This is a genomic window from Kluyvera sp. STS39-E (assembly GCF_040932435.1).
Classification (GTDB): Bacteria; Pseudomonadota; Gammaproteobacteria; order Enterobacterales; family Enterobacteriaceae; genus Kluyvera.
Genome location: NZ_JBFQGA010000002.1, coordinates 322487 through 343451 on the forward strand (window position 1 = coordinate 322487; position 20965 = coordinate 343451).

Consider the following 20965-nt stretch of genomic DNA (forward strand, 5'->3'; position numbering starts at 1 on the left):
CCGCCGCATTCATTACTGCCCAGCGAGCTTATGGAACTGCGCGGCGCTGGTAATCGGCTCGGTTGGCAGGTCATCGTAGGTTTCGCCAAACCATTTTTTCTGCAGTTCGGCAAGCTTGCCCGTTTCACGCATGTGCTGGGTAAATTTGGTCATATACGCCAACAGCTCCGGCGAACTTTTTGGCATCGGCCAAGCCATATAGCCCGGGCCAGAAACCGGCAATCCTTTGGCAAAGACTTTTGGTTTAGCTTTCACTAGGTCGTTGACTGAAATCACCACGTTAATCACGTAATCGAGGCGCTTATTGGCTAAATCGGCGTAGGCTTCCGGATAGGATGGATATTCCACCACCGGCCCCAACTTGCCGCCGGTTTTTTCGATCATCGCTTTCAGTTCCGGTAAACGCGCAAGTAAAGCACTACCCGCCTGGAGGCCCACTTTTTTACCGCTTAAATCAGCAATGGTATTTAACGAGGTGTCGCCAGCGCGCTTAACAAAATAGTGCTGCGCCGAGGCCCACGGCGGGGTGAAATTAAACACGTTAAGACGTTCATCGGTCACCACCGCGCCGGTTAAGGCCATATCGTATTGCCCTGTCGACACCGCCGCTAATAATCCCGTCCACGGCAAAATGCTTTGCGTGACGTTGAATTTGGCGTATTCACGAAGGGCCGCCAGCATATCTTTGTTAAAACCATCGGCATTGCCGTTATTCATAAAGTTAAACGGCGCGTAATCATCCTCGGTCGCCACTTTTAAGGTCCCGGACTTTTCAATTTCCGGCAAATCGGCCGCAGCCACCTGCAAAGAAAAGGTCATCGCCATAACGGCGGCCAGATAATACGAACCCATCTTTCTTTTCATCGTGTGACCCCTGTTTAAATGCCCGATACGTGAATTCCCGCAGCGTTGGAAGCGTTGCAAGATATGTGCCGACAGCGGCAAAGTTTTCTGTTCGCTGGTGACGTTTTTACTGTAGGGAGACTTTTTGCATTCTGAATAGAGCCAGTTTTTGCACGTCGTTGTGTCAGACGAATTCAGGCTGGTACAAAAATTGCTGAGGATTAAGAAAGCGGATACCGGAAGGAGCAGACGATGATTCGGCACTTACTGCACGTGGATTTTGACCAGCAGCGCGGTTTACAAGAGCAGGTTCGCGAGTCGCTGGTGAACGCGATTTTAGGCGGAATTTTCCCCGCCGACACGCCGCTACCCTCGTGCCGACAGCTGGCAAGCCAGCTTCAGGTCTCGCGCAATACCACCGCGCTGGTGTTTGAAAGTCTCGTCAACGAGGGCTACCTCCTAAGCCGTCCACGCAGCGGATACTACCTGCATCCAGACTACTGCACCCCGCGCCTTAGCAGCGCCGCGCCTGCACCTATCGACTCAGAGAGTGCACCATCATGGGGCAAACGGCTCAACATCACCCCCAGTCAGCAGGAGTCGATTTTAAAACCGGCAGGCTGGATGAACTATCGCTACCCATTTATCTACGGCCAGCCGGATACCGGCCAATTTCCGCTGGCGAGCTGGCGCGCTGCCGCCAACTGGCTGCACGGCGGTACACGCTCGCCGTCCTGGGTGGTTGATCATATCGATCAGGATGTGCCGATGCTTATCGAGCAGATCCGCACCCGCGTCCTGCCCAAACGCGGGATCGTCGCCGCACCTGATGAAATCTTGATAACGCTGGGATCACAAAACGCGCTGTACCTGCTGACCCGCCTGCTGATGTCCCGCGAGACCCGCGTCGGCGTTGAGAACCCCGGTTTTCGTGAGGCGATAAATACCTTTATGCTCGGCGACACTCAGATTGTGCCGCACCCGGTCGATGAACAGGGCATCGTGCTAAACGATGCGCCGTGCGATTACTACTATGTCACGCCGGGACACCAGGTACCGACCGGCGTCACCATGAGCAAAGCCCGCCGCAGCCAGCTGTTGAGCTATGCGGCGCAGCACGATGCGGTGATTATTGAAGATGATTACGATTCGGAGAGTAACTTCCAGGCCAATCCGCTACCGGCGCTGAAGGCCAGCGATCGCAGCGGACGCGTGGTTTATGTCAGCAGCCTGTCAAAAGCGCTGTCGCCGGGGCTACGACTGGGGTTTATGGTGGCCGATCCGGATTTGATTGATGAGGCCCGCGCCCTGCGCCGTTTGGTCTATCGTCATCCGCCGACCAATATTCAGTATCAGATGGCGCATTTTCTGGCACAGGGGCATTACGAAACGCATCTGCGGCGCTATCGTGACGACTCTGCTCGTCGTTGGGAGAGGCTCAACCACGCGCTCTCAACGCTGCTGCCAGAGTGCCAGCCGCTGCCCGGCAGCGAGCACGCCAATGCTTTCTGGCTGCGCACGCCTGCGCATATCAGCACGCAGCAGCTCACTTGGCGCGCGGCGCATACCGGCGTATTGATTGAACCCGGTGCGCGGCACTTTCTCGATGCCGCACCGCCGGATAACTTTTTCCGTATGGGGTTTCACGCTATCAACCCCGACGCCATCGCGCCGGGGGTCGATATGCTGCGCCATCAGCTGGCGCAGATGGGTTAGCCTGCCCGGCGGTGCGCCCACTCGCGCAGCCGCTGGAACAGAACATACAACGACGGGATAAACAGAATGCCAATCACCGTGGCCACCAACATACCGCTAAACACCGTGGTACCGATGATTCGGCGGCTCATCGCCCCCGCGCCGGTGGAGAACATCATCGGCATGATGCCGATAATAAACGACACCGCCGTCATCATCACCGCCCGGAAGCGGCGGGTTGCCCCTTCACGCGCAGCCTCGGTAATCGACATTCCTGACTGACGCCGTTCGCGGGCGAACTCGACAATAAGAATCGCGTTTTTCGCCGCCAGCGCTATCAGTAGCACCAATCCTATTTGGACATAAACGTCGTTGGCATAGCCGCTAATCCACAGCCACAACAGCGCGCCGCCGATGGCGAACAACACCGACAGCATTACGCTTGCTGGTAGCGTCCAGCTTTCGTACTGGGCAACAAGGAACAGCCACGCCATCGCCACCGCCGCTAGCACAATCCAGATCGCCTGGTTGCCGGTCTGCTGCTCCTGCCAAGACAGGCCGCTCCAAGCGTAGTCGTAGCCTTGCGGCAAATGTTCAGCCAGCAGCGCTTCCATCTGCGTCATCGCCGTACGGCTGCTGACCCCTTCCGCCGCCGAACCGCTCACCGAAACCGACGGGAACTGGTTGTACTGCTGGATAAACGGGGCACCGACGGTTGGCGTGATGGTAACCAGATTGCTTAGGCGAACCCGCTCATCGTGGTTGCTACGCACAAACAGCTCGCTGATTTGCTCTGCTCGCTCGCGCCACTGCATCTCGTTTTGCATCACCACGTGGTAGACGCGATTGTTAATGCTAAAGTCTCCGGCGCGCGCGCCGCCGAATGCCGTTTGCAGGCTGTTAAATATACGTGATACCGGGACGTCAAGACGGGCGGCTTGGTCACGATCGACGGTGAGCGTCAGCTGCGGAACATTGCTGCTCCAGGTGGTGAATACCCGGCTCAGCTGCGGATGCTGGTTGGCTTTCATTAATATCGCTCGAGTCACCTGCTCAAGTTCGGCGGAGGATTGTCCGGCCTGCGCCAGAATACGCAAGTCGAAGCCCGCCGCGCTGCCAAGTCCTGGTAATGTTGGCGGCGCAAACAGCATGATGGTTGCCTCTGGCAGCGTGTGAAGCTGGCGCTGCAGCTCCGCCATTACCGCGTCCAGCGGCTCACGCTGCGACCAGTCTTTGAGCATCAGCGAGATAAAGCCGCTGTTGGAAGCACTCGTGCCGCTGAGAATACTAAAACCCGAAACCTGAATCACATCCTCAACCGCCGGATGCGCCCCGAGAAGCAGCCTAGCCTTTGCCATGACCGCCTCGGTGCGTTCTAAAGACGCCGATTCTGGCAGCTGTACGTTAGCAAAAACGTAGCCCTGATCTTCAGCCGGCAGGAAGCCCTTCGGCATAGTCGAGAAGCTAAATGCCACCAGCAGCGCGGCGGTTAACGTTGCGGCTACCGCCACCAGCGGGCGATGGTTCACCCATGCCACCAGCCGACCGTAACCATCGCGCGTAACGTCAAGCCCACGGTTGAAGGCCTGGAAAAAACGCGCCGGTTTTTCCGGACGCGGACGCAACAACAGCGCGCAAAGCGCCGGGGTTAACGTCAGCGCCACGATGCTTGAAAGCGTCACCGCCGTCGATAAGGTCACCGCAAACTGACGATACAGCTCACCGACGATCCCCGGCAGCATGGCGACGGGCACAAATACCGCCAGCAGCACCAGCGTGGTGGCAATCACCGGGCCAGCAATTTGTTTCAACGCCAGCGCGGTGGCCTCGGTGCGGCTTAGCCCTTCCGCCATATGGCCTTCAACGCTTTCCACCACCACGATGGCGTCATCCACCACCATGGTCAGCGCCAGAATAATGGCGAACAAACTCAGGGTATTGGCGCTGTAGCCCAGCAGGTAGAGCACCGCAAAGGTGCCGACCAACGACACGGGAATCGCCAGCGCGACGATAAGCGTGGCGCGCAGGCTTTGCAGAAAGAGGGAAACAACTGCCACCACCGCCAGCAGCGTCAGTGCGAGCGAAGTACCAATCTCTTTAATGGTCGCCGACACAAAACGGGTGGTGTCAAACTTGACCTCCCATTTCAGATCCGCTGGGAAACGGGTTTGTAGACGTGTCAGTTCATTTCGCACCACGCTCGCCACCTGCAGCGCGTTGGCCGTCGGCGTGGGATAAATGCCCATATAGGCGGAGTCTACGCCGTTTAGCTGCGCACTTGAGCTGTAGCTACGCGCCCCCAGCTCAATATTGGCGACATCGGACAAACGCACTAACTGCCCCAGCCCACCGCTGCGCACTACAATCTGGCCGAACTCATCGGCTTCGGTGAGTCGTCCTAAGCCGTTGATGGTTAGGGTTTGTTGCTGGCCGTTAAACACCGGCGGCGTGCCGATTTGCCCAGCCGCGCCCTGCACATGCTGCTCGTTTAGCGCGTTGGCGATATCGTCGCTGGTGATGTTGAGCGCGTTCATCCGATCCGGACGCAGCCAAATACGCATGCTGTAATCGCGCGCACCAAACATCTGCACCTGACCCACGCCCGGCAAACGCGCCAGCGCTTCGCGGATCTGCGTGCTGGCATAGTTACTGACCTGCAGCGGCGTCATGGTGCTATTAGGAGAATAGAGGCTCACGCCCATCAGCAGATTGCTGGCGCGTTTACGCACCTGCACACCGTTTTGCTGCACCGCAGACGGCAACTGTGCCACCGCTTGGGCGACGCGGTTTTGCACATCAATCGCCGCCATATCCGGGTCAGTGCCCGCCGCAAAAGTGAGATTCAGGCTGTAGCCGCCATCATCAGAGCTGGTCGATTCCATATACAACATCTGGTCAACGCCGTTGAGCTGCGTTTCCAGCGGCGCAGCGATGGCCTGCGCCACGTCCTGCGCGCTGGCGCCCGGCCAGCTGGCGCTGACGTTAACCACCGGCGGCGTGATTTGCGGATATTGCTCGACCGGAATAAGCTTCAGCGCCACGGCACCGACAAACGTCATCAGCAGCGCAATCACCATGGCAAAACGTGGACGACGGATAAAAAACGTCAGCATCCTGTCTCCTTAATTAGTTCAGTAACTGAACGGCAGCGCCGTTACTAAGACGCTGTGCGCCTTCGACCACCACGCGCTCGCCGGCATCGAGTCCCTTCGCAACCGCAAAGGACTGTCCCTGCTGGCCGCCCAGTTCAAGACGGCGCTGGTAGGCGGTGTTGTCCGCCTTTAACACCCAGCTAAAGTAGCCCTGTGCATCCTGTTGTACCGCCGATGCGGGGATCATCACGCTGTCATTTAACGTCCGCGGACGCAGCGTCACGTTGACGTTACCGCCCGGCAGCAGTCGATGCTGCGGATTAGCAAACTCGGCGCGCACGGCAACGCTTGCAGTACGCGCATCGATACGGTTATCGACCGAGGTCAGCACGCCATCTTCACGCTTGCCGTCGAGGGTAATCTGCGCAAGCCAAGCGGCCTTCAGCGCGCGGATATCGGTGTGCTCTCCGGCTTTGCTGTAAAACGCCGACTCATCAAGCGCAAAGCTCACGCGCACCGGATCGAGCTGGACTATCTCTACCAATACGCCGCTGGCGGGATTGACAAGGCCACCGACGTGAAAGGCGCTGTGCCCCACGCGCCCACTCACCGGGGAGGTGATGCGGGTGTAATCGAGGATAATTTGCTGTGCGTTGACCCGCGCTTTCGCCTGCTCGACGGCGGCGGCAGCCACGTCGCGCTGCATCTGTGCCGTATCCACATCGTTACGACTGATCGATTGATTGGACTTCAGACTCTGGTAGCGGGTCAGCAGCTGCTGCGCCTGACGAAGCGATGCCTGCGCGCTTTTGAGCTCAGCCTGCGCTAACGCCATCGCCGCACGCGGCTGGGCATCATCGAGGGTAAACAGCGGATCGCCTTTTTTGATCTCCTGACCGTCTTGGAAGTGACGCTGGACGATGGTGCCTTCGGTACGGGCGCGGATATCAACGGCGTGGATGGCTTCTACGCGGCCAGGCAGTTGGCGCTCTGCCGCATGCGGCGCACGTTCGGCGGTGGCGATACGCACCGGAACCGAGGCTGATGCAAGCGTGCAGTAAGCCAGCCCGCATGCCATTAAGGCAAAACGAAGTGTTGTTTTCATCGGGAGTCCTTGCAGGTCAGCGTCCCTCTGCGCGGGCAGAGGGACGGCTTTTTACTATGCGGTTTTACGGAAGCGGCGGGTCAGGCGTTTTTCGACTTCAACAACCAAGAACATCGCTACACCGATGACGAGGGTGATGCCCCAGTAGCGCAGTGGCAGCGCTTCGGTACCAAACAGCGTCTGCATCAGCGGCAGGTAGATAATCGCCAACTGGAGGAGAAGCAGGACGCCGGTCACCAGCCAGATGCCTTTGTTTTTCAGCAGGCCGCTGTTTAAGGAGAAGCGGTCGCTGCTGCGGCAGTTAATCATGTAAACCCACTGCGCGGTCACCAGCATCTGCAACAGCACGGTGCGGATAAACTCAGCGCTATGGCCCCGTGGAGCCAGCCAAGCTTCGAGGATAAACGCGGCGATGGCAATCATCGAGCCGACGAAGGCCACACGCCATACGGCATAGGCATCCATCACGTGCTGGCCGGTTTTACGCGGCGGGCGATTCATCACGTTACGCTCGGCCGCCTCAAAGGCCAGACCGAAGGAGAGCGTGGCGGAAGTTGCCATGTTCATCCACAGGATCAGTACCGGCGTCAGCGGAATAATGTTACCCGCCAGCAGCGCGATAATAATCAACAGCCCCTGCGCCAGGTTCGTCGGCATGATGAACAAAATGGTCTTTTTCAGGTTGTCGTAAACGCGACGACCTTCTTTAACCGAGCTGGCGATGGTGGCAAAGTTGTCATCGGTCAGGACCATATCGGCGGCCTCTTTGGTCACCTCGGTGCCTTTGATACCCATGGCGATGCCGACATCAGCCTGGCGCAGCGCCGGCGCATCGTTGACGCCATCACCGGTCATACCGACGATTTCACCGTTCTCCTGCAAGGCTTTCACCAAACGCAGCTTATGCTCTGGGCTGGTACGGGCAAAGATGTCGTACTCAACCGCCGCTTTGGCAAGCTCGGCGTCGTCCATGTGCTCCAGCTGGTAGCCGGTCATAGCTTCACTGCTGTTACGAATACCCAACATCTGACCAATGCTCATCGCCGTCTGCGGGTGGTCGCCGGTGATCATTTTCACGCGGATCCCTGCATTCTGGCAGGTGTGGATAGCGTCAACCGCTTCCGGGCGCGGCGGGTCCATCATCCCGGCAATGCCGAGGAATACCAGACCTTCCTGCAGGTCGCTATGGTCGAGTGTTGTCTGTCCAGCAGTCGCCGGTTTGGTCGCAGCCGCCACCATACGCAGCCCCTGGCTGGCAAAGCGCGCCATTTCAGACTCCCAGTAGCCACGGTCGAACGGCATCGTGCCGCGGGCGGTCTGCTGCGACTGACACAGGGCGAACAGGACATCTGGCGCGCCGGTGACCATCACCGTCTCTTCACCGTCGAGGTTGAAGTGGGTGGACATATATTTGTACTGTGAATCAAACGGGATTTTCGCAATCAGCTGGCTACGCAGCGATTCGAGGCCAGCCTTCGCCGCCAACACCTTCAATGCGCCCTCTGTTGGGCCGCCGGTGATCCCCCAATGCCCATCGGCATCCTGAACCAGCTGGCTGTCGTTGCACAGATCGATAGTGCGGAGGTATTTTTCCAGCACGGTGTACGGCTGGACTTTAACCGCCGTGTCGCAGCCTTCCAGATAGATGCTGCCGTGCGGCTCGTAGCTGTTGCCGTCCACGCGGTAGCAGGCATCGGCGGTGATAATCGCTTTGACGGTCATTTCATTCATGGTCAGGGTGCCGGTTTTATCCGAGCAGACCACCGTCATCGCCCCTAAGGTTTCCACGGTCGGCAGCTTGCGAATAATCGCCCGCTTGCGCGCCATTGCCTGAACGCCCAGGGAGAGAATAATAGAGATAATGGCTGGCAGACCTTCCGGCACGGCGGCAACCGCGAGGCTAATCAGCGACAGCAGTAGTTCACCCAGCGGGATATCGCGTAGCAGCATGCTGAAGACGAAGAGTGCGACCATCATCGCCAGAATAATGGCGAAGATCGCTTTGCCCAGCTTGTCCATCTGTACCAGCAGCGGCGTACGGTGTTTTTCGATGCCCGCCATCATCTGGTTGATATGACCCAGCTCAGTCTCCTGACCGGTCGCGACCACCACACCTTTTCCGCCACCAGCGCTTACCGTGGTGCCAGAGAAAAGCATGTTGGTACGATCGCCCAGCGGTAACTCGCCCTGTAGGGAGTCGGTGTGTTTGTCGACGACGGTAGACTCACCGGTCAGGATCGCCTCTTCCACGCGCAGGTTGTGCGCTTCAATCAGGCGCATGTCTGCAGGAATACGGTCGCCGGCGCGCAGCACAACGATATCGCCCGGCACCAGTTCGGTGGTTGGCACCGTCATGTGGTTGCCGTCGCGGATCACCTGCGCATCGCTAGACAGCATGTTGCGAATGCTTTTCAGCGATTTTTCCGCGTTGCTTTCCTGAATATGACCAATCAGGGCATTAACTACCGTTACGCCGAGGATCACGGCGGTATCGACCCAATGGCCCATCACTGCGGTCAACGCAGCAGCGGCCAGCAGGACGTAGATAAGAACATCGTTGAAATGCGCGAGGAAACGCAGCCAGGCCGGCTTTCCTTTCTTTTCAGGTAGCGCATTCGGGCCATAGACGTGCTGACGCTTTTCGGCGTCGGTCGCGTTAAGCCCCTCGGGCTGGCTGTTCATCTGCGACAAAACTTTCTGCGCAGAGAGCTGATAGGCGTGCTCTTGCGCAGCGTTGTCTGCGTGCGGCACATTCTGAACATTCATCATTTTCGACAAAATTGCGGTTCCTTTTAAATTCCTGCTAACGGAAAGCCTGAATTCACTTTCTGGCCAAGGCGACGTAGTTAAATATATTCTTCAGCCCAAGATTTTGTATTTCTGCACAAGACCATGGGTTGATTAAATTTCAAAACGACATTAAGTTGATTTACTAATATCAATATTACAGAATATCCCTAAACCCTATCTAAACGAGGTTGCTTATGTTCGGAATCTACCAAGGACGCCGCCTGGCGCTGTACATCGCACTGGCCATCGTGATTGCCACGCTGGTTGGATACGGCACCTATACTTTTGTAAAATTATTATCAGGAGCATGACGTTTATTTACGGAATAATAAATTAATTTAACCATGAATATTATTTAACTCCTCCTCTACGAATATGTTCGTAGAGTTTGTTATTTATTATTATTTACACATGGGAATACTTATTATATTAGAAACATTGCGTTCCATTAAAAATTACCGGACAATAATATTTTTAACTAAAGATTAACATTGCATGAAGCATCCGCTTGAATCTCTGATGACCGCCGCTGGTATTTTATTGATGGCGTTTCTCTCCTGCCTGCTGCTGCCGGCACCTTCGCTGGGGCTGACGCTGGCGCAAAAGCTGGTTGAGACCTTCCATTTTATGGATCTGAGCCAATTCTATACCGTGCTTTTTTGCGCGTGGTTTTTGGCGCTGGGTACCGTTGAGTATCTGCTGATGCGCTATGTGTGGCGACGCTGGTTTTCGCTGGCGGATTGAGGGGGCATCTGCCGGATGGCGGCGTAAACGCCTTATCCGGCCTACAAAGCAGCGGTAGCCTGGTAGACCGGATAAGCGTAGCGCCATCAGGTAGTTAATGTGCACGTGGTCGGTGGTTCACCTTCCGGTAAGCTCCAGGCGACTGATTAAACGTACGGGTAAAAATCCGCGTAAACGTCTGCTGGGAATCAAAACCGTACTTGAGGCAGATGTCATAAACCTTTTGATTGGTCGTACATAGCTCATCCGCCGCCAAATTCAGCTTACGCTGCCGAATGTAGCGGCCCAGGCTCTCCCCTTTATGTTCTAAGAAAATGCGCTGTAGATGCCATTTTGAATATCCCGCCCGGCGGGCAATTTCATCAATACGCAGTGGTTGATGCAGATTATTGTCAATCCATTCGACCAGTGTATCGATCACCTGAGTGGCTAATTCAGTCATACCCCTCTCCCCTCGTTTATCTACAATCGGTGGTTATTCCCACCAGGCACGAAATGTTTGCGTTGTGTCGGCAAGCCATACCGGCTCACCTTGCATCGGCGTCAACAGCCGATACGCCTTATCTTTAGAAGCCTGAGCGAGCCGTTTGTACGGATCGTCCCAGCTGTGTTTTGCCAGCACGAAGCGGCCAGCATGGCCCGGCAATATGCGCTGAGCGTTAAGGTCAACCGCCGCCTGCGCGGTTTGTTCCGGCATCATATGGATATAGCGCCAATCCTGGTCGTACTGACCATCTTCCAAGATGGCGACATCCACCTTGCCAAACTGTTCACCAATGGCCTTGAAGTGCGGGCCGTAGCCGCTATCGCCGCTGTAGTAAATCTTCTGCGTCGGCGTCACGAACATAAAGCTGGCCCATAGCGTTTGGTTACGTTTCAAACCTCGCCCGGAAAAGTGACGCGCTGGCAGCAGGTGAACGGTTAAAGCATCGCTAATGGTGACGCTTTGCTGCCAGTCGGCCTCGGTAATAACTTCATCTTTCATCCCCCAGTAGCGCAGGTGTGAGCCAACGCCCAGCGGCACCACGGCACGCTTAACCTTCGGCATCAGCCCCTTGATGGTGGCGTAGTCGAGGTGGTCATAGTGGTCGTGTGAAATAATCAGTAGATCGATTTCCGGCATATTGGCGGCGTGCCACGGATAGTTACCGTCGAATGCTTTATTCAAAAACGAGAACGGTGCAGCGTAGCTGCTAAATACCGGGTCGATCAGGATGCGCTTACCGGACAGCTGCAAATACCACGACGAGTGGCCCAACCAAATCATGGTGTCTTGCTGCAGCGGCAGCGTGCTGAGATCGGTCGGCACCAGCGGCAACGGTTGCTGCGGACGCGCGTTCTCGCGCTTCGCGGTTAAAAACTCCCACCACGCCATGACCATGTTTTGATCGCCAGTAAATCCTGGGGTCGGCAGGGTGTTATGGAACGCTCCGTCACGGTAGTTCGGCGAGCGCTCAATTTGGCTCTTCTCCGCACCCTGCGGAGCCTGGCCGAAACCGGCATTCAGGACGAAAGGTAAACTTGCTGCACTGGCGATAAGCATGATGGCAACCACACTGATGATGAAACGTTTCATGTCCTGACCCGAGACCGGCCTCATCCGAGAAGCCACACGAAAAAAGTTGATTATGAGTGAGTAGGCACTCATTATAGAAAGAGGCGGAAAAAATCGTCAAGCAATTTTCAAAATTTGACAATCGGCGTTGAAGTCACTGGCCTCAACATGGTTCAATCAGTTTTTTTTTACAGTCAGAGAGGTAAAGTGTAGTGGCTCGTCCGAAGAGTGAAGATAAAAAACAAGCGTTACTGGAAGCTGCCACCAGCGCTATTGCCCAGTCGGGTATTGCCGCATCAACTGCGACAATCGCGCGCAGCGCGGGGGTAGCTGAAGGCACACTGTTTCGCTATTTCGCCACCAAAGACGACCTGCTGAATGCGCTTTATCTGCATCTGAAAAGTGACTTGTGCCAAGCCATGCTCAACGGCCTTATCGATAACGCCTCGCCAAAAGATTTTACCCACAGTATCTGGAACAGCTACATTGACTGGGGCGTCCGCAATCCCACTGGGCACCAGGCCATCCGCCGCATGGCAGTGAGCGAAAAAATCACCGACGAAACCATCGAGCAGGTGCGGGCCATGTTCCCGGAGCTGCAAAAGCTTTGCCAGCGCTCGGTGCGCCCGGTATTTATGTCCGATGACTTTCGTGCCTTTGGCGACGCGCTGTTTTTATCACTTGCTGAAGCAACTATTGTATTTGCCAGCCGCGAGCCCGAGCGAGCCGATAAACTGAAAGCGCTCGGCTTTGAAGCGATGTGGCTGGCGCTTGCAGAGGATGACTAATGGACGGTAAAACGCTGCATGAGTGCGCACACGAGTTTGCGCTCACCCTTCCCTTCTCCGATATTTACTGGCCATTCGGACCGGAATACGACGTTTTCACGGTCGAAGGCAAAATGTTTATGCTCAAATCCACTCTGCGCGGCGAGCCTATCATCAACCTGAAGGCTGACCCTGAAATGTCGCTGCTGCATCAAGCTATCTACCCGCATATCAAACCGGGTTACCACATGAACAAAAAGCACTGGATTTCGGTTTATCCGGGCGAGGAAATCACTGTCCCACTGCTGAACAGCCTGATTGAAGATTCGTGGAATCTGGTGGTCAATAAGCTGCCTAAACGCGTCCAGCAACGGGTGCGTCCTGTTTAGATTATGCGTTTAATGCGATAAGTGTTATCGCATTAAACACCCTTCTCATTTGCGAATCAGCGCGTTACCCTCTTGTGATTCAACGCACCGATTGGCGGTGTCTTTATCATTCAGGAGTGTTTATGGATATCGTATCCGTTGCTTTAGCGCGCTATTCCACCAAGGCTTTCGACGCCAGCAAAAAACTGACCGCTGAGCAGGCAGCCAATCTCAAAACGCTGTTGCGCTATAGCCCATCCAGCACCAACTCCCAACCGTGGCACTTTATCGTTGCCAGCACCGACGAAGGCAAAGCACGCGTGGCAAAATCCGCGGCGGGTGGTTACGTGTTCAACGAACGTAAAATGCTCGACGCCTCTCACGTGGTGGTGTTCTGCGCCAAAACCGCCATTGACGATGCATGGCTGGAAAAAGTGGTGGATCAGGAAGAAGCTGACGGTCGTTTCGCCACCGCCGAAGCCAAAGCCGCTAACCACAAAGGCCGCACCTTCTTTGCAGACCTGCACCGTAAAGTCCATCACGATGATGACCAATGGGCCGCTCGCCAGACCTATCTGAACGTCGGTAACTTCCTGCTCGCGATGGGGGCTATGGGTCTGGACGCCGTGCCAATTGAAGGCTTTGATGCAGAGATACTGGACGCCGAATTTGGCCTGAAAGAGAAAGGCTTCACCAGCCTGGTGGTTGTGCCGGTAGGACACCACAGCGTGGAAGACTTCAACAAAGCGCTGCCGAAGTCCCGCTTGCCTGAAGCGACGGTGATGACTGAGATTTAATCGTATACCGCTATCCATCAGGTACATCTGTGCCAATTGCCGGATAGCGGCGTTACGCCTTATCCGGCCTACAAGGGCGGGCTTTCGCCAGTAGGCCTGATAAGCGCAGCGCCATCAGGCATTTCGAGCACGTTGCCGGATGGCGGCGCAAACGCCTTATCCGGCCTACAAGGGCGGGCTTTCGTCAGGTAGGCCTGATAAGCGCAGCGCCATCAGGCAAAACGGTGTGGAACAAATCAACGCGCCAGCTTCGCCAGCACCGCTTCCCCAGCCTCATCTACCGGTAAATAGACCAGCAGACGCGAGCCATTTCGCGGCGCAGAGTACCAGTACATCTGCTGTAGCTGGAAATCGCCAAACTCAGGATGATGGAAGGTTTTAATCTGGTTTTCGACACCGCGCACCTCATAGCGTTGATGCCATAGCGCCTCAAATTCGGCGGAAGCCGCGAAGAAACGTGCCAGTTTGTTTTCCCACTCAGGTTCTCCCCGATGTTCAGCCATAGCGGCGCGGAAATAGGCAACAAAAGTCGCCAGCACATCGCGATTTGCCAGCCTGCTGCGCCAACCGGGGTGGGTCAGGTACAGGTAGATACAATTCCGTTCATCTTCAGGAATCGTGGTGAAATCGACGCCCATCAGCTGACAAAAAGCATCATTCCACGCCACAATATCAAAATTGGGCTTCTGGACGCTGGCCGGATGCGGCAGCAAACCGTCCAGCATGCGCCGCGCGCCGGGACTGATGCCTTCGCACTGGGGGGCGTTGGTTGATTCAAGGGGCGTTAAGCCTGCCAGCACAAACAGATGGCGTGTTTCTAGCGGGCTGCACTGGAGGGCTTCAGCAATAGCCTGCATCACCGCCGTCGATGGATTCACCTCTCGCCCCTGCTCAAGCCACGTATACCAAGTCACACCGACGTCCGCCAGCATGGCGACCTCTTCCCGGCGCAACCCCGGCGTGCGCCGACGTCCGCTGCGTGGCAAGCCCAGCCGTTGCGGCTCAAGACTTTCCCGCCGCGCCCGAAGAAATGCACCGAGCTGCTTACGGCTGTCGTCACGTCGTGCGGACAATACGTCGGTTTCACTGTGGCTGATGAGGCTCATGATATCTCCAGCATAGTAGCGCCAGTACCAGTATAACCAGGAACTGGTACCCGTTTATCTTATCAGCGATGCTACGGCCAATCGCTGAATGACGCAATGGAGTTACCATGAAAACGTCTGCTGTTTCCCCCGGCCGCGCAGGGCTTTTCCTGCTGCTTACCGGCCTGATGTTGCCGCAAATCGACGCCTCAATCACTAACGTCGCCCTCGACGCCATTACCGCATCGTTGCACGCGAGCGCCACCCAGCTTGAGCTTATCGTGGCGCTGTACGGTGTAGCATTTGCCGTGTGCCTAGCGATGGGCAGTAAGCTTGGCGACAACTACGGCCGTCGTCGCCTGTTTATGTGGGGCGTGGCGATGTTCAGTCTCGCCTCGCTCTGGTGCGGCCTCGCCCAGTCCATTACCGCGCTGCTGGCCGCCCGCACGCTGCAGGGCGCAGGTGCGGCGCTGATTGTGCCGCAAATTCTCGCCACCTTGCATGTCACGCTAAAAGGCACCGCGCATGCCCGCGCCATCAGCCTGTACGGCGGCATCGGCGGGATCTCGTTTATCGTCGGTCAGATGTTTGGCGGATGGCTGGTATCGGCAGACATCGCCGGTCTCGGCTGGCGAAACGCGTTTTTCATCAATGTGCCGATTGGTCTGCTGGTGCTGGCCTTTAGCCGTCGCCACATACCGGAAACCCGTCGCGACGAACACACCAGCATCGACTGGCAAGGGACGCTGAGTTTGGGGCTTATACTTTGCTGCCTGCTATTCCCCATGGCGCTGGGGCCCGAACTGCACTGGCCGTGGTCAATGCGTTTGATGCTGCTGGCCATTATTCCTCTGCTGCTGTGGATGCGCGCCAGCGCTCTGCATAAAGAACGCAATGGCGGGCATCCGCTGCTACCGCCAAGACTGCTAAAACTGACCAGCATTCGCTTTGGTATGCTGATTGCGCTGCTGTTTTTTAGCGTCTGGTCCGGTTTTATGTTCTGCATGGCGCTCACCATGCAATCTGGCTTGGGCATGGCACCGTGGCAATCGGGCAACAGTTTTGTCGCTCTTGGCGTCGCCTATTTCCTCTCGGCGCTATACGCACCGAAACTGATTGCGCGCTACAGCATGGGACGCATTCTGCTGGCCGGTCTAGCGGTGCAAGTAGGCGGTTTGCTGCTGCTGATGGAAACGTTCCACCGCTATGGACAGACCACCAGCGCCTTAACGCTGGTGCCATCGACGGTACTGATTGGCTACGGTCAGGCGCTAATTGTGAACTGTTTCTACCGGGTGGGGATGCGCGATATTACCGCCAATGACGCCGGCGCGGGCAGCGCGCTGCTCAGTACGATACAACAGGCGACAATGGGACTTGGCCCGGCGGTATTTGGCTCGCTGCTGCTAGCGCTGGTACGCAACCACCACGGTAGCTATCCGCAGGCCATGATTGGTTTTCTTGGCGTGGAGGCGGTGATGATGATGTTGCTGGCGATGATCGCCGTCGGCCTGCGTCATCATTTAAACCGCAGCCCGGTACTTTCTACCACTTAAAGTTAAGTTCCTGTATAGCGATTTGCATAATATATCCAGCCTGTCCATTATAAAGGGCTGGTTATATAGGAGACGTTATGCAGGAACTGATCACCCAAATCGAAGAAATGGGCATTGAAATAAACCATACCAATTCGCTTGTGATTATCTTTGGTATTATTTTTCTCACTGCCATCATTGTCCATCTGATACTGCATCGGTTGGTACTTCGTACCTTTGAAAAACGCGCCCAGGCCAGCAGTCGTTTATGGCTGCAAATCATCACGCAGAACAAACTTTTTCACCGTCTGGCCTTTACGCTGCAAGGGATAATTGTCAACGTGCAGGCGGTGCTGTGGCTGCAAAAAGGCAGTGATGCGGCGCAAATATTAACCACCGTGGCCCAACTGTGGGTCATGCTATACGCCCTGCTGTCATTTTTCTCCCTGCTCGACGTTATTTTTAATCTGTCACAGAAGTTTTCGGTGGCATCTCAGCTACCGATAAAGGGGATATTCCAAGGCGTTAAGCTGGTCAGTGCGATTCTAGTTGGCATCTTGATAATCTCCTTGCTGCTGGGACAATCACCGGCGATTTTGATTAGCGGCCTCGGGGCGATGGCAGCGGTATTGATGCTGGTATTTAAAGACCCCATTCTCGGTCTGGTGGCGGGTATTCAGCTTTCCGCCAACGATATGCTCAAGCTCGGTGATTGGCTGGAAATGCCGAAATATGGTGCGGACGGCGCGGTGACCGATATTGGCTTAACCACCGTCAAAGTGCGCAACTGGGATAACACCATTACCACGATCCCTACCTGGTCGTTGGTCTCTGACTCGTTTAAAAACTGGAGCGGGATGTCGGCTTCCGGCGGGCGGAGAATTAAGCGCAGTATCAATATTGACACTACCAGCGTCCATTTTCTCGACGAGCAGGAACAGCAACGCTTAATTCAGGCTAGGCTGTTAAAACCGTATATGGACTCTAGGCATGAGGAAATTACGCTATGGAACCAGCAGCACGGTAGCGGTGAGTCGGTGCTTAACCTGCGTAAGATGACCAATATCGGCACCTTCCGCGCCTATCTGAATGAGTATCTACGTAATCACCCAAATATTCGCAAAGATATGACGCTGATGGTGCGTCAGTTGGCACCGGATAATAATGGTCTGCCGATTGAAATATATGCCTTTACCAACACCGTGGTATGGGCAGAATATGAGAGCATTCAGGCCGATATCTTTGACCATATTTTTGCGGTGGTGGAAGAGTTTGGTTTACGCATTCATCAATCGCCGACCGGCAATGATATTCGCGCCCTGTCGGGCGCGTTCGGGCAGTCGTAATCAGGCGCTGGCGCGTGAAATAAAGCGCCAGTCCAGCATCACCCGTTCGGTTGGCACGTCCGGGTTTTCAATTTTGTTCAGCAGCAGCTCTACCGCTTTAGCGCCAATTTCCCTTGAAGGCTGCTCAACGGTGGTGAGCTGCGGCGACACCATTTCCGCCAGTTCGGTGCCATCAAAACCAATCACCGCAATATCCTCGGGCACCTGCAAGCCAGCCTGTTCAATGGCGCGCATCGCGCCTGCCGCCAGCGTGTCGGAAACGGCAAACACCGCATCCGGACGCGGATTCATCGCCAGGAGATTTTGCATCGCCGCCTTGCCAGCCGCCGCGCTGAGATCGTTGGCATACTCCACGGCGTGACGCACAAGCCCACGCTGCGTGAGCACCGCGTGATAGCCCTGCTCGCGCAGACGGGCATATTTGTAACTTAAATCATGATTAATCAGAGCAATACGTTGTCGCCCCTGCGCTGCCAGATAACCCACCGCATGTTCAGCAGCATCGACGTCGTTAATACCGACGCAGGAGACCGCGCCCGCATCGGCGTACTCCGCGCACTGCACCCAGGGTGCATCGCCGATAACGGTGGTCAGTTCGGGCAGTTTGCTAAAGGCGTCCATGGTAATAATGCCGTCAACCATTTTCCCCGTCAGTAAACGCAGGCCAGATTTGGAACGTTCAATATCGGCGCCGGAATTACACAGCAGAATGCGGTAGCCGTTTTTCTCTGCCGCCTCTTCTATTCCCTTCACCACTTCGGCGCAAAACGGGTTGGCGATGTTCGACACCATCACGAGGATCATTGAGCTACGCGCCGTGCGCAGCTGGCGCGCCAGCAGGTTAGGCTGATAGTTACTCTCTTTTATCGCCTGCAATACCCGCTCGCGGTTTTTCGCCTTCACCGTATCGCTGTTATTTAGCACGCGTGATACGGTTGCCACGGAGACCCCCGCCAGCTGGGCGATTTTCTGAATTGACATAGCTACGCTATTCCCTGCAGTTAATGCTTTGCGTGCAGGCTATCATAAAAATCGTGCCCGGCGTACCGGGCACAGGGTTATTGTTCAACGCTGACCCAGCGCCGCTGTTGATGGCTTTTTACTATTGCATCAATGATATACATCACATTCGCGCCCTCGCTAAATGAGGCAAAACGGCGTGCGCGCTCATCAGGCATTTTGCCCTCGCAAACGGCCTGATAAAAACCGAGCATCATATTTTTAAAGGCATCCGGCCAACCTTCGCTGTGACCGCCAGGAAAATGTGCCAGCCCAGCAATATCGGAGTTTAACAAGCTAGGATCGTCGCTAAGCTGTTGGTTCGCCTGCTGGCGCTGGCCTATCCAAAGCTGCTGTGGCGTTTCTTGGTCCCACGACAGCGAGCAGTGGCTGGCGTTGATATCAAAATGGAGGCGATTTTTGCGCCCGGCGCTGACCTGTGAAACGCTAAAGCAGCCTTTGCTGCCATCATCAAAGCGGAACAGAACCGAGCCGGCATCTTCGGTCGTGACCGGCACATCCTGATACTGCGCGTCGGGGTGATGCTCGCTGAAGGTTGCTCCGCCGGCGATGCTGGCTTTACGCGTCGGCCAAACGATAGCCAAATCAGCCATCACCTCGACAATACGTCGACCGGTAACAAACTGCACGGTATCGCACCAGTGGGAGCCAATATCCGCCACCGCCCGGGAGACGCCGCCCTGCTGGGCATCGACGCGCCAGTTAAAATCCGTTTCTAACAGCATCCAATCTTGATGATAGCCGCCATAGGCAGAAAAAAGCCGCCCGGCGCTGCCGTCACGTACCATGCTCGCCGCCTGCTGCACCATCGCAAACTGACGGTAGACAAAGCTCACGCCGTGTACCACGCCGGCCTCCTGCGCTAGCTGCTCCAGTTCACGTGCCTCTTCCACAGTCATACACAGCGGTTTCTCAGAAAAGACGTGTTTACCGGCGCGTAAAATCTGCCGATTCACCTGCGCATGCAGGAAATTCGGCGTGCAGTTGTGCACCACCTGAAGCCCCGGGTGCGCCAGCAGCGCGTCAACATCCGCGTAGGCGTGGGGAATATTGAGCTGGCGCGCCTTTTCCTGAGCTTGCTCCAGCGACGCGTCGCACAGCGCCACCACCTCAACAAAGCCCAGACGCCTCAGCGCTTCAATGTGCGCCGGGCCAATAAACCCGGAGCCGACGATACCGACCTTAATCATCCCCGCACCTCGCTGCCTGCGGCAAAGTCATCAAATGCCCGTGCGGAGACGGGAATGATATGCCGCTTAATAAATTCGCTGCCCTCTCGTGCGCCGGTCTGCGCATCCTTCAAGCAACATTCCCACTCCATCACCGCCCAACCGTCGAAATCGTACTGGGTAAGCTTGCTGAAGATCTTTTTGAAATCGATATCGCCGTCGCCAAGCGATCGGAAACGTCCGGCGCGGTTTTGCCAGTTTTGATAGCCGCCGTAGACGCCGCTGCGTCCGTTGCGCTGGAACTCAGCGTCCTTAACGTGGAACGCCCGAATGCGCGAGTGATAGATATCAAGCCAAGCCAGATAATCAATATTCTGCAAATGCAGATGGCTTGGGTCGTACAGCATCTGGCAGCGCGGGTGGTTATCGACCTTGTCGAGAAAACGCTCGAAGGTCACGCCGTCATGGAGATCTTCACCAGGATGAATTTCGTAGCACAGATCGATGCCGTGTTCGTCAAAGCAATCGAGGATTGGCCGCCAGCGCTTAGCCAGTTCATCAAACGCCTCATCAAGCAGCGCGGCGTTGTGCGGCGGCCAAGGGTAGAAGAACGGCCAAGCCAGCGAACCGGAAAATGTCGCATGAGCCTTAAGTCCTAGCCGTGCCGACGCCTGCGCGGCCTGTTTCACGCTCGCAGCCGCCCAGCGCTGCCGTGCATCCGGGTTGCCCTTGACCGCTGCGGGCGCAAAGGCGTCAAATGCCTGATCATAGGCCGGATTGACGGCAATCAGTTGGCCTTCAAGGTGAGTGGAGAGTTCGCTAATAACCAGCCCATGAACCGCCAGACGCCCGGCTATTTCATCGCAGTAGGTTTGGCTTGCCGCCGCCTGCTCAAGATTAAATATCTTCGGATGATTACACGGCAGCTGCAGGGCTTTGAATCCAAGCCCTGCCGCCCATTCGGCCAGCCCATCAAGCGTATTAAACGGCGCTTCGTTGCCGATAAACTGGGCCAGAAAAATGCCCGGCCCCTTAATGGTTTTCATACTCCCTC

Annotated in this window: 17 protein-coding genes; 7 read left to right on the top strand and 10 right to left on the bottom strand. The window is 56.0% G+C overall.

Translation table 11 applies throughout. The features are described from left to right. Positions 1-12 precede the first annotated feature (12 nt). Entirely contained in the window at positions 13-864 is an 852-nt protein-coding gene (locus tag AB4K05_RS05105; protein ID WP_368478914.1) for a transporter substrate-binding domain-containing protein, read from the bottom strand. 231 nt (positions 865-1095) lie between these two features. Between AB4K05_RS05105 and AB4K05_RS05110 the strand changes: the two genes are divergently transcribed. Next, positions 1096-2559 carry a PLP-dependent aminotransferase family protein gene (locus tag AB4K05_RS05110; protein ID WP_368478915.1) on the top strand — a complete coding sequence of 488 codons (1464 nt, stop codon included), beginning with the start codon at positions 1096-1098 and terminating at the stop codon, positions 2557-2559. On the opposite strand, the gene AB4K05_RS05115 is transcribed toward AB4K05_RS05110, so the two are convergent. From AB4K05_RS05115 to AB4K05_RS05125, 3 genes are read right to left on the bottom strand one after another with little or no spacing between them, the layout of a single operon-like run. Then, positions 2556-5651, bottom strand: a complete 3096-nt coding sequence (locus AB4K05_RS05115; protein ID WP_368478916.1) for an efflux RND transporter permease subunit — start codon at positions 5649-5651, stop codon at positions 2556-2558. The two genes, AB4K05_RS05110 and AB4K05_RS05115, sit on opposite strands and share 4 nt — an antisense overlap. 13 nt (positions 5652-5664) lie before the next feature. After that, positions 5665-6735 carry an efflux RND transporter periplasmic adaptor subunit gene (locus AB4K05_RS05120; RefSeq protein WP_368478917.1) on the bottom strand — a complete coding sequence of 357 codons (1071 nt, stop codon included), beginning with the start codon at positions 6733-6735 and terminating at the stop codon, positions 5665-5667. Positions 6736-6789: 54 nt separating this feature from the next. Continuing rightward, positions 6790-9504: a cation-transporting P-type ATPase gene (locus AB4K05_RS05125; protein WP_368479166.1), complete on the bottom strand. Its 2715-nt coding sequence runs from the start codon at positions 9502-9504 to the stop codon at positions 6790-6792. Between the two features lie 516 nt (positions 9505-10020). On the opposite strand from AB4K05_RS05125, the gene AB4K05_RS05130 reads away from it, so the two are divergent. Next, entirely contained in the window at positions 10021-10269 is a 249-nt protein-coding gene (locus AB4K05_RS05130; RefSeq protein WP_368478918.1) for a DUF1158 domain-containing protein, read from the top strand. 94 nt (positions 10270-10363) lie between these two features. On the opposite strand, the gene AB4K05_RS05135 is transcribed toward AB4K05_RS05130, so the two are convergent. After that, positions 10364-10711: a RamA family antibiotic efflux transcriptional regulator gene (locus AB4K05_RS05135; RefSeq protein WP_368478919.1), complete on the bottom strand. Its 348-nt coding sequence runs from the start codon at positions 10709-10711 to the stop codon at positions 10364-10366. 33 nt (positions 10712-10744) lie between these two features. Then, positions 10745-11869 carry an MBL fold metallo-hydrolase gene (locus tag AB4K05_RS05140; protein ID WP_368478920.1) on the bottom strand — a complete coding sequence of 375 codons (1125 nt, stop codon included), beginning with the start codon at positions 11867-11869 and terminating at the stop codon, positions 10745-10747. A gap of 167 nt (positions 11870-12036) precedes the next feature. Between AB4K05_RS05140 and AB4K05_RS05145 the strand changes: the two genes are divergently transcribed. The 3 genes from AB4K05_RS05145 to nfsB all read left to right on the top strand — a co-directional run bounded on the left by AB4K05_RS05145 (position 12037) and on the right by nfsB (position 13756). After that, a complete protein-coding gene (locus AB4K05_RS05145) occupies positions 12037-12612 on the top strand; it encodes a TetR/AcrR family transcriptional regulator (protein WP_368478921.1) in 576 nt (191 codons plus the stop codon). Beyond that, positions 12612-12980, top strand: coding sequence for an MmcQ/YjbR family DNA-binding protein (locus tag AB4K05_RS05150; RefSeq protein WP_368478922.1), 369 nt, complete (start codon positions 12612-12614; stop codon positions 12978-12980). Before AB4K05_RS05145 ends, AB4K05_RS05150 begins: the two co-directional genes overlap by 1 nt. A 122-nt stretch (positions 12981-13102) precedes the next feature. Further along, a complete protein-coding gene (nfsB, locus tag AB4K05_RS05155; RefSeq protein ID WP_368478923.1) occupies positions 13103-13756 on the top strand; it encodes an oxygen-insensitive NAD(P)H nitroreductase in 654 nt (217 codons plus the stop codon). Between the two features lie 236 nt (positions 13757-13992). Here nfsB and AB4K05_RS05160 read toward each other — a convergent pair whose 3' ends face one another. Continuing rightward, positions 13993-14862 (bottom strand): helix-turn-helix transcriptional regulator, encoded by an 870-nt coding sequence (locus AB4K05_RS05160; protein ID WP_368478924.1) that lies wholly within the window; start codon positions 14860-14862, stop codon positions 13993-13995. 107 nt (positions 14863-14969) lie between these two features. On the opposite strand from AB4K05_RS05160, the gene AB4K05_RS05165 reads away from it, so the two are divergent. Together AB4K05_RS05165 and AB4K05_RS05170 are read left to right on the top strand one after the other, a co-directional pair. Continuing rightward, positions 14970-16397, top strand: coding sequence for an MFS transporter (locus AB4K05_RS05165; RefSeq protein ID WP_368478925.1), 1428 nt, complete (start codon positions 14970-14972; stop codon positions 16395-16397). A gap of 77 nt (positions 16398-16474) precedes the next feature. After that, positions 16475-17722 (top strand): mechanosensitive ion channel family protein, encoded by a 1248-nt coding sequence (locus AB4K05_RS05170; RefSeq protein ID WP_368478926.1) that lies wholly within the window; start codon positions 16475-16477, stop codon positions 17720-17722. On the opposite strand, the gene AB4K05_RS05175 is transcribed toward AB4K05_RS05170, so the two are convergent. From AB4K05_RS05175 to AB4K05_RS05185, 3 genes are all read right to left on the bottom strand, one after another. Further along, positions 17723-18703: a LacI family DNA-binding transcriptional regulator gene (locus AB4K05_RS05175; RefSeq protein ID WP_368478927.1), complete on the bottom strand. Its 981-nt coding sequence runs from the start codon at positions 18701-18703 to the stop codon at positions 17723-17725. Positions 18704-18780: 77 nt separating this feature from the next. After that, on the bottom strand, positions 18781-19932 hold the full coding sequence (locus AB4K05_RS05180; RefSeq protein WP_368478928.1) for a Gfo/Idh/MocA family protein: 1152 nt from the start codon (positions 19930-19932) through the stop codon (positions 18781-18783). Further along, entirely contained in the window at positions 19929-20957 is a 1029-nt protein-coding gene (locus AB4K05_RS05185) for a sugar phosphate isomerase/epimerase family protein (RefSeq protein WP_368478929.1), read from the bottom strand. Before AB4K05_RS05185 ends, AB4K05_RS05180 begins: the two co-directional genes overlap by 4 nt. Positions 20958-20965: the final 8 nt, after the last annotated feature.

Bases quoted from the DNA above. Each gene is read 5' to 3' on its own strand.
- AB4K05_RS05105 (WP_368478914.1), bottom strand. From the start codon at position 864: ATGAAAAGAAAGATGGGTTCGTATTATCTGGCCGCCGTTATGGCGATG.
- AB4K05_RS05110 (WP_368478915.1), top strand. From the start codon at position 1,096: ATGATTCGGCACTTACTGCACGTGGATTTTGACCAGCAGCGCGGTTTA.
- AB4K05_RS05115 (WP_368478916.1), bottom strand. From the start codon at position 5,651: ATGCTGACGTTTTTTATCCGTCGTCCACGTTTTGCCATGGTGATTGCG.
- AB4K05_RS05120 (WP_368478917.1), bottom strand. From the start codon at position 6,735: ATGAAAACAACACTTCGTTTTGCCTTAATGGCATGCGGGCTGGCTTAC.
- AB4K05_RS05125 (WP_368479166.1), bottom strand. From the start codon at position 9,504: ATGATGAATGTTCAGAATGTGCCGCACGCAGACAACGCTGCGCAAGAG.
- AB4K05_RS05130 (WP_368478918.1), top strand. From the start codon at position 10,021: ATGAAGCATCCGCTTGAATCTCTGATGACCGCCGCTGGTATTTTATTG.
- AB4K05_RS05135 (WP_368478919.1), bottom strand. From the start codon at position 10,711: ATGACTGAATTAGCCACTCAGGTGATCGATACACTGGTCGAATGGATT.
- AB4K05_RS05140 (WP_368478920.1), bottom strand. From the start codon at position 11,869: ATGAGGCCGGTCTCGGGTCAGGACATGAAACGTTTCATCATCAGTGTG.
- AB4K05_RS05150 (WP_368478922.1), top strand. From the start codon at position 12,612: ATGGACGGTAAAACGCTGCATGAGTGCGCACACGAGTTTGCGCTCACC.
- nfsB (WP_368478923.1), top strand. From the start codon at position 13,103: ATGGATATCGTATCCGTTGCTTTAGCGCGCTATTCCACCAAGGCTTTC.
- AB4K05_RS05160 (WP_368478924.1), bottom strand. From the start codon at position 14,862: ATGAGCCTCATCAGCCACAGTGAAACCGACGTATTGTCCGCACGACGT.
- AB4K05_RS05165 (WP_368478925.1), top strand. From the start codon at position 14,970: ATGAAAACGTCTGCTGTTTCCCCCGGCCGCGCAGGGCTTTTCCTGCTG.
- AB4K05_RS05170 (WP_368478926.1), top strand. From the start codon at position 16,475: ATGCAGGAACTGATCACCCAAATCGAAGAAATGGGCATTGAAATAAAC.
- AB4K05_RS05175 (WP_368478927.1), bottom strand. From the start codon at position 18,703: ATGTCAATTCAGAAAATCGCCCAGCTGGCGGGGGTCTCCGTGGCAACC.
- AB4K05_RS05180 (WP_368478928.1), bottom strand. From the start codon at position 19,932: ATGATTAAGGTCGGTATCGTCGGCTCCGGGTTTATTGGCCCGGCGCAC.
- AB4K05_RS05185 (WP_368478929.1), bottom strand. From the start codon at position 20,957: ATGAAAACCATTAAGGGGCCGGGCATTTTTCTGGCCCAGTTTATCGGC.